This window comes from Paractinoplanes durhamensis, assembly GCF_016862175.1.
Lineage (GTDB): Bacteria > Actinomycetota > Actinomycetes > Mycobacteriales > Micromonosporaceae > Actinoplanes > Actinoplanes durhamensis.
Genome location: NZ_BOML01000110.1, coordinates 1 through 5,843, shown reverse-complemented (window position 1 = coordinate 5,843; position 5,843 = coordinate 1). Strand labels below are relative to the sequence as shown.

General features: G+C 62.1%; 8 protein-coding genes. 2 read left to right on the top strand and 6 right to left on the bottom strand.

Annotation, left to right across the window (positions count from 1 at the left end):
- Positions 1-586: 586 nt before the first annotated feature.
- The gene (locus tag Adu01nite_RS47275; protein ID WP_203735982.1) at positions 587-994 is read left to right on the top strand and encodes a hypothetical protein; all 408 of its coding nucleotides are present in this window, start codon (positions 587-589) and stop codon (positions 992-994) included.
- Positions 995-1,164: 170 nt separating this feature from the next.
- Here Adu01nite_RS47275 and Adu01nite_RS47270 read toward each other — a convergent pair whose 3' ends face one another.
- Positions 1,165-1,542 carry a hypothetical protein gene (locus tag Adu01nite_RS47270; protein WP_203735981.1) on the bottom strand — a complete coding sequence of 126 codons (378 nt, stop codon included), beginning with the start codon at positions 1,540-1,542 and terminating at the stop codon, positions 1,165-1,167.
- Positions 1,543-1,950: 408 nt separating this feature from the next.
- On the opposite strand from Adu01nite_RS47270, the gene Adu01nite_RS47265 reads away from it, so the two are divergent.
- On the top strand, positions 1,951-2,298 hold the full coding sequence (locus Adu01nite_RS47265; protein WP_203735980.1) for a hypothetical protein: 348 nt from the start codon (positions 1,951-1,953) through the stop codon (positions 2,296-2,298).
- A gap of 292 nt (positions 2,299-2,590) precedes the next feature.
- Here the strand turns inward: Adu01nite_RS47265 and Adu01nite_RS47260 are convergent, their stop codons facing one another.
- From Adu01nite_RS47260 to Adu01nite_RS47240, 5 genes are all read right to left on the bottom strand, one after another.
- A complete protein-coding gene (locus tag Adu01nite_RS47260; protein ID WP_203735979.1) occupies positions 2,591-2,812 on the bottom strand; it encodes a hypothetical protein in 222 nt (73 codons plus the stop codon).
- Positions 2,813-3,124: 312 nt separating this feature from the next.
- Positions 3,125-3,823 carry a hypothetical protein gene (locus Adu01nite_RS47255; RefSeq protein WP_203735978.1) on the bottom strand — a complete coding sequence of 233 codons (699 nt, stop codon included), beginning with the start codon at positions 3,821-3,823 and terminating at the stop codon, positions 3,125-3,127.
- Positions 3,824-4,274: 451 nt separating this feature from the next.
- Positions 4,275-4,628, bottom strand: a complete 354-nt coding sequence (locus tag Adu01nite_RS47250; protein ID WP_203735977.1) for a hypothetical protein — start codon at positions 4,626-4,628, stop codon at positions 4,275-4,277.
- Positions 4,625-5,494: a hypothetical protein gene (locus Adu01nite_RS47245; RefSeq protein WP_203735976.1), complete on the bottom strand. Its 870-nt coding sequence runs from the start codon at positions 5,492-5,494 to the stop codon at positions 4,625-4,627. Before Adu01nite_RS47245 ends, Adu01nite_RS47250 begins: the two co-directional genes overlap by 4 nt.
- Entirely contained in the window at positions 5,491-5,772 is a 282-nt protein-coding gene (locus Adu01nite_RS47240) for a hypothetical protein (RefSeq protein ID WP_203735975.1), read from the bottom strand. The genes Adu01nite_RS47245 and Adu01nite_RS47240 overlap by 4 nt, the downstream gene beginning before the upstream one ends.
- Positions 5,773-5,843: the final 71 nt, after the last annotated feature.

Here is a 5,843-nt window from a genome sequence, read left to right as displayed (position 1 = left end):
ATCCGGTCCACCGTCGGCATCGGCGCTGCGGTCTCGCGCCGACCACCACTGCTCAATCATGACCGCCAATGCCGTGACCGCTTGCTCCCGATCCGCCTCCGACAACGACGCGGTCCTCGGCACTCGCACCACCACCGGCGGCGTACGACGCTTCGCTCCCGACATACCCGCACCAACGACCGTCCCGCCGCACGGAAACGAGGACGCCCACCTCCCCGACGCCAGCAATCGGCAGATGGCACACCATCACGACACGTCACGCTACGTAGCCGAGAAAGGAGCTGGCGGCATGGTCACATGCACGGATTTGCCGAAAGCCGTGCACTTGATCTTGCGGTAGAGCCGAGCTCACCGCGCGATGGGGCTTCTCAGGCGGCCTGCTCGGCGGGTGGATGGGCAACAGCTTCATGGATCGCGTGCCGTGAACGCCCTTGGTAGGGCGAGCATCGCTTAACGGGGGAGGGTAACGTGTCCGACCGGGCTTCATGACCAGATACGGCGTGCAGCCCAGGCATCCGGCTCGATTCGCTGCCGATGGAACCTGTGTCGGCTAGATTTTGGCGATGTGAGTATGGAGTTGTGCCTAGTGGCACTCACCGCGCACCTCGCGAGTCGGATCGAGGTCGAACCGGGTCTTCTCGACCAGATCTTCTTGCGGGTTGGCAGTGTTCCGGAATCTGGTGATGAAGAAGTTGTGGAAGCCAGAGAGAGCTGCCTCGTGGAAGATTACCGCAGAATTCTCTCAAAGATTGAACAGCAGGAATATCCGTGGCTTTATCAAGCCATCAATGGCACCGGCCGGGTTGTAGACTATGAATTTGGTTATGGGAGGGGATTCTTGCTGCTTCCCCAAGAGGTGGTCGAGATCGCCTCAGGGATAGCGACTGAGGGATGGCTCCAAGACGTTCCCAATATCTATCCTCAGCAGCAGGTGGCTCGATACTTCACGCGGGCAGCGGATCGCGGCTACTCGATTATCGGGGGGGTTGGGTGAAATTTCGCATCTACCGACGCTGCGCCCGAGGACTGGTCCGCATCCACCATGCTCGCCGTGGCCGGGGATGAAGCTCGTGAGCCCCATCCCCGGCTTGGCCTTCAGCAAGTAAGCGTAAAGACTGGCACGTCCTTGGCCGAAAGCGGCAGCGCGTCGTTGAGCTTATTCATTCACGTGTTAGTAATTCCCTTGAGTCCGGTTTTGAGGTCGAATAGCATTTCAGGGTTCATTTGATTAGGCCCGTATACCGCGTCGGGAAATGCGGCCGGGCCAGCGCTGTACCGTTCGGACTGCGCAGCAGCGGCGGCGGCCTTAGCGTCGCTCATAGGTCTGCTGAGCTGTTGCAGGAGCTGCTCAGCAGTCTTGCCGTTAGTGGGGACGGGCGACAGTGTGGCCCGGCTGCCGTCGTCAGCGCTCACAGGTGGCGCGGCGCTGGCCGTGGCCGTGGAGGGCGTAGTGGTGCCGCTGTCGGCCGACGCCGGCACGCCGACCGACAGCGTGCAGAGCGCAGTGAGACCGGCGGCGATGACCACTTTGATGTTGCGCATGAAATGTCCCATTTGTTCGAAGGGGCGCCCAGCCTAGACATCTGTGGTTGCACTCCGAATTAGCCGAGAATCTCCTGTGAAGAATGCCGACGACCAAAACTCCCATTCTTACCGAAACTCGCGTACGACCCATTCGGCGCTGAGGACGTGGAATGAGGGCATGATTAAAGAAGAGCTGGCAACACTAACGACTTCGACCTCGACAACACCTACAGAACCACAAGCCACACGACGAGTTGTGCACGCCTGGATGGATTTCTCTGGCCGTTCGGATGCGTGCGGCATCGCCCGCTTCCTGTGAGCCTTACCCGGCAGTACGCCGGGTCCACCCGCTAGCACTATGCATCGCCATCCCGCCAAAGCCGCCGAGGGGTAAGATCTCGTAGAAAGGTGCGCTGGAGGCGAATCATGCAGTTCCGGTTTATGGCAGCATTGGCGATTGCTGTTCTGTGCGGAGCCACGACAGGAAGTTCGGCATCGGCCGACGATGAGACGAGCCGCAACCAGGATGCCATGACCGCAAAGCCAACAGCCCCTTCCCCGCAGGGGCCGCGCGCCGTATTGAAAGAAGTTCCGCTCAACGGCAGGACGGCCGAAGAATTGTTGGCTGAGCTTTCCAAGCCTATGACGCCCGCCGAGGCCGCAGCGGCCGCAGCGGAGTCGGAGCGTAATTCATCGACGGTGCATTTCTATCCCGATGCCCCGGAAGATCCACGCATGGAACCGCCGCCATTGAACGAAGAAGGCGAAGACTGACCACTGGGATACCATCGTCGATGCCTCGGCATCGGCGGGCAATCATTAAATGACGACCAGACGGCGGGTGCGAGCCGACACGGTCGGGCTGCGGCCGTAGGTTTCGCTTTTGTCGACGTGCGGCGTGGCGTACGTCTGCCGCTCCCGGGAGGCGAACCGGGGCGGTTGCGTGTACAACGCCCGCCGCCCTGATCAAGGGTACGAGCCTGTAGGCCGACGCCGGCCGGGTATCCGGATCTGCCGCTGACCGCTCGGCGCGGGCGTAACAGAGCGCGACAGCGCGGTGATCCGCTCAGCCTCGCGAGATGAGGGTGCGCTTGTCGACGTTGAACGTCCTCCGGCCGCTTTGATCCTCGACGTCGTACCCAAGACGGACGAGCCATGACTGATTGCCGACCCGATCCGCAGCCTGTTCAAGCACCTCGCACGAGATTTTGACTTCGGCCGGAAGCACGGACCCGGGTACCAGGGGACCGCCGGCGTCGAATATTGGCGCCTTGTCGACGAGCGACACGACTTCACCATCCGAGGTCCGGAACTGCGCCTCTACCCATCCCGGCCACTCGAGGTCGACCCATCGGACCGCCTCCGCGCGTAAGTAATGCATGCGTAGATCATCCAGCTTCGAGAATGCCCGGTAACCGTTGACCCGGTGACCATGGTGCGTACTGATCTGCCGCGGAGAGGGCGCGGTCGAGGAGCTGATCGGTGAGCAGGCCTTACGGGACGTGAACGGCGGATGCCAGCGAAGCCGGATCGAGGCATAGCCGCACCCCGTTACGCCCACCCGACAAAGGGGCTGTCGCGGCTTGTGGCTTCGCCGGACTCAGATCTGAACCGCCTCGCTCCTCGGTTCGGCGATGAACTCTAGAAAATCGACACCCAGCGGAGTTGCTCCTGACCCCCATACACCGCCCGACGTCATCATCGTCGTGACCGACTGATCGATCACCCCAGCGGTGGTGAGGGCCGCGGCGTATCTCATGATCAGATCCTGACGGCCAGCAAGGTCCGGCATGCCAGCTTCGATGACATGCGCCCTCGAACCTCTGGAAATGTTCGGTCGGGCCATGCCGTTCCGGTCAAACCAGCCCGGCGGGTCTGCGATCAACCTCAGCATCCGAACGTGAGTAGGGGTGAAGCGGTCGATCAGGTCCAAGAAAAGTTGCTGCGCGTCAAGATCCGGGGCGCCCGGCATGACGGAGTTGACGACTGCGTTGCGCAACACCCGGAGCTTTTCGACGCGAGAGGTGCGGTCGGCAATCTGCGCAGCGGTGGTCAGGGCGTCCATGAAGGCGTCCTCGCTAGTGAGCTTCTCGAAATCACCGATCTGATCTTCGAGCGAATGCACCTTCTCGGCGAGGTCGTTGAGCCACGCCGTTCGCCGATCGGCAAGGCGTCGGCCAGCGAGTTCGTTAAGTGCCACTTGAAGGGCACTGCCCACCACCGGCACGAATGAGATACCCATCTCGGCCGCCTTGGTGAGCCCTTGCTTCCGGTCGCTGTCCTCTGGATACGCCTCCATGCCTGGATGATCCCCTATCGAAGCTACGAGGTCAGCGACCGACGCGCACCGAAGGTGTGAGCGGCCAGCGAGTGCACGGATCTGGCCGGCTATCGCATATTGTTCCTTCAAGTGCATTCTGGTCAGGACATCCGCTCATGCCGCTGAGTTTGCGCGACGGTGGCCTGTTCGTGTCATCCGGAAAGCTCGCGGCTCTCTCCATCTGGACCGGTGGTAGAGCTGGGTTATCGCAGCGCGTCGAGTCAAGGGCCGGGCACACTCGGGCGGTTCGAAGGCGCGTGGAACCACCGGTGTGCCGTGCCCCGCAGGGGTTCGAATCCCCTCCGGTCCGAGGCACGCTTATCTGATTGTTCGTGCTCGTCGGCTGGTTGGGTTATGGCTGCCGTGGCTCACTGTGGGCGTGGACAAGGTTGCTCACGCCGCTGGATCACCAGGTCAGCGCGACCGTAGGTCAGGATCCGTGAGCAGGTGGCGGATGGGGGGAGTCCCAGATCTTTTCGAACTGGTCGGCCACGCCGGGCTGGTTCCAGATGATGTGACGACCGTCTTCAAGGGATTGGATTTGCTCGACCAAGTGGCCGAAGACGACGAATTCGTGGGGAATCACCCGCCCGGCCGCGTCTTTGCGGGCTAGGGGGTCGGGGAAGCGAAGCGCTACCCTCTCGCCGGTCCGGTAGCAGATCTCCGAGTCGTCACCGGTGCCGGAGAAAGCCGCCTCGTACTGCGGGAGCGGATCGGTGAACCCACCATCGAGGAGGAATCGAAACCCCCAGGTCAGTCCGCGGGTGGCCCAGATGAGGTTCATCGCCGGCTGCGCAGCAGGATCTGCTCGCGTTCGCCGGAGTCCAAGCTCATCCGGAAACCGGTCAGGGTGGCGGTGAGCTGGTCGTGGCGGGCCAGCGCGTCTGTGTTGATCTTTCGGAGTTTGTCTCCGGCCAGTTTTGCTGCCTCGTTCGCGAGATCGGAGTTGAGGAAGCTCAGCAGGTTCTCGACGCGGGCCGGAATTCTCTTCTTGCGGGCGATGAGCGCGGCGGCCAAGGTTCCGGCGTTACTCAGCAGGGACTCGGCTACCTTCCTCGGTAGTTGCGTCGCCTGGGACCATCGGACGTGCCTGAGGAAGGGAAGGATGGCGGCCATCGGCAGGATCAGATCCAGCCCGATGCGTTCGGTGACCTTGATTTTGTCGGGCTCGAACTTGGCCGATGAGAGCAGCACGAAGTCCTCGCCCACCGATAGCGCGTCGCTCGCTTCGATGAGGCCGGCGATCACCTTGCGTAGTTCGTCGAGATCCTCGCCGACCTTGTCGATGAGCAGATCGCGGAACTGGTAAACGTCCACGTCTGGGAGCAGGTCGGCCTTCGACAGGGCCATCGTCCAGATGCGGGGGAACTGGACGAGGGGTTTGCCGTCTTCCAGCAGTTCATCCTTGATCGATAGAAGGCCGGTCCGGAAGTTCGACATCAGGGATTTGAGGTACCGCTCTTCCTCGCCTGTGTTGTCCAGCAGCTTCTGTGCGTCTACCAGCAGGAAGGCGACGTTGGACCGCAATAGGGACCGGAATGTGTCGATTCGTCGACGGGCCTCCTCGGGCCCGTTCACATCCTGCTCGAACCACTCACCCGGGTAGTCATGCCAGACCATGCGTAGCGCGTCGAACGGCCTGGCCTTCACCGCTGCATCGGAGGAGTCTCGCAGCTTGACGGAAAAGGCGTAGGACGTGGCGGCGAAGCGGGTTTGCGGGGGCGACGCGACGAGTTCTTCATGCCCAGGTAGTTCTGATGCAACCGGGTGTGCTGACCGATGTCGTCCGCCACGACGTCGAACAGGTTGTTCTGCAGGTACTGGGGCTCCTGCGTGGCCCCGTAGAACGAGGACAGCAGGACGGTCTTGCCGCTACCGCTCTCTCCGAACACCGCAATGTGTTGCTCAAGCACCCTGCTCAGTTGCATGTGAGGATCTTACGGAAGTGGCCGGCAAGCAAGGGGCCGGCACGGCCAAGACCGTCACCCGGTAGACGGCT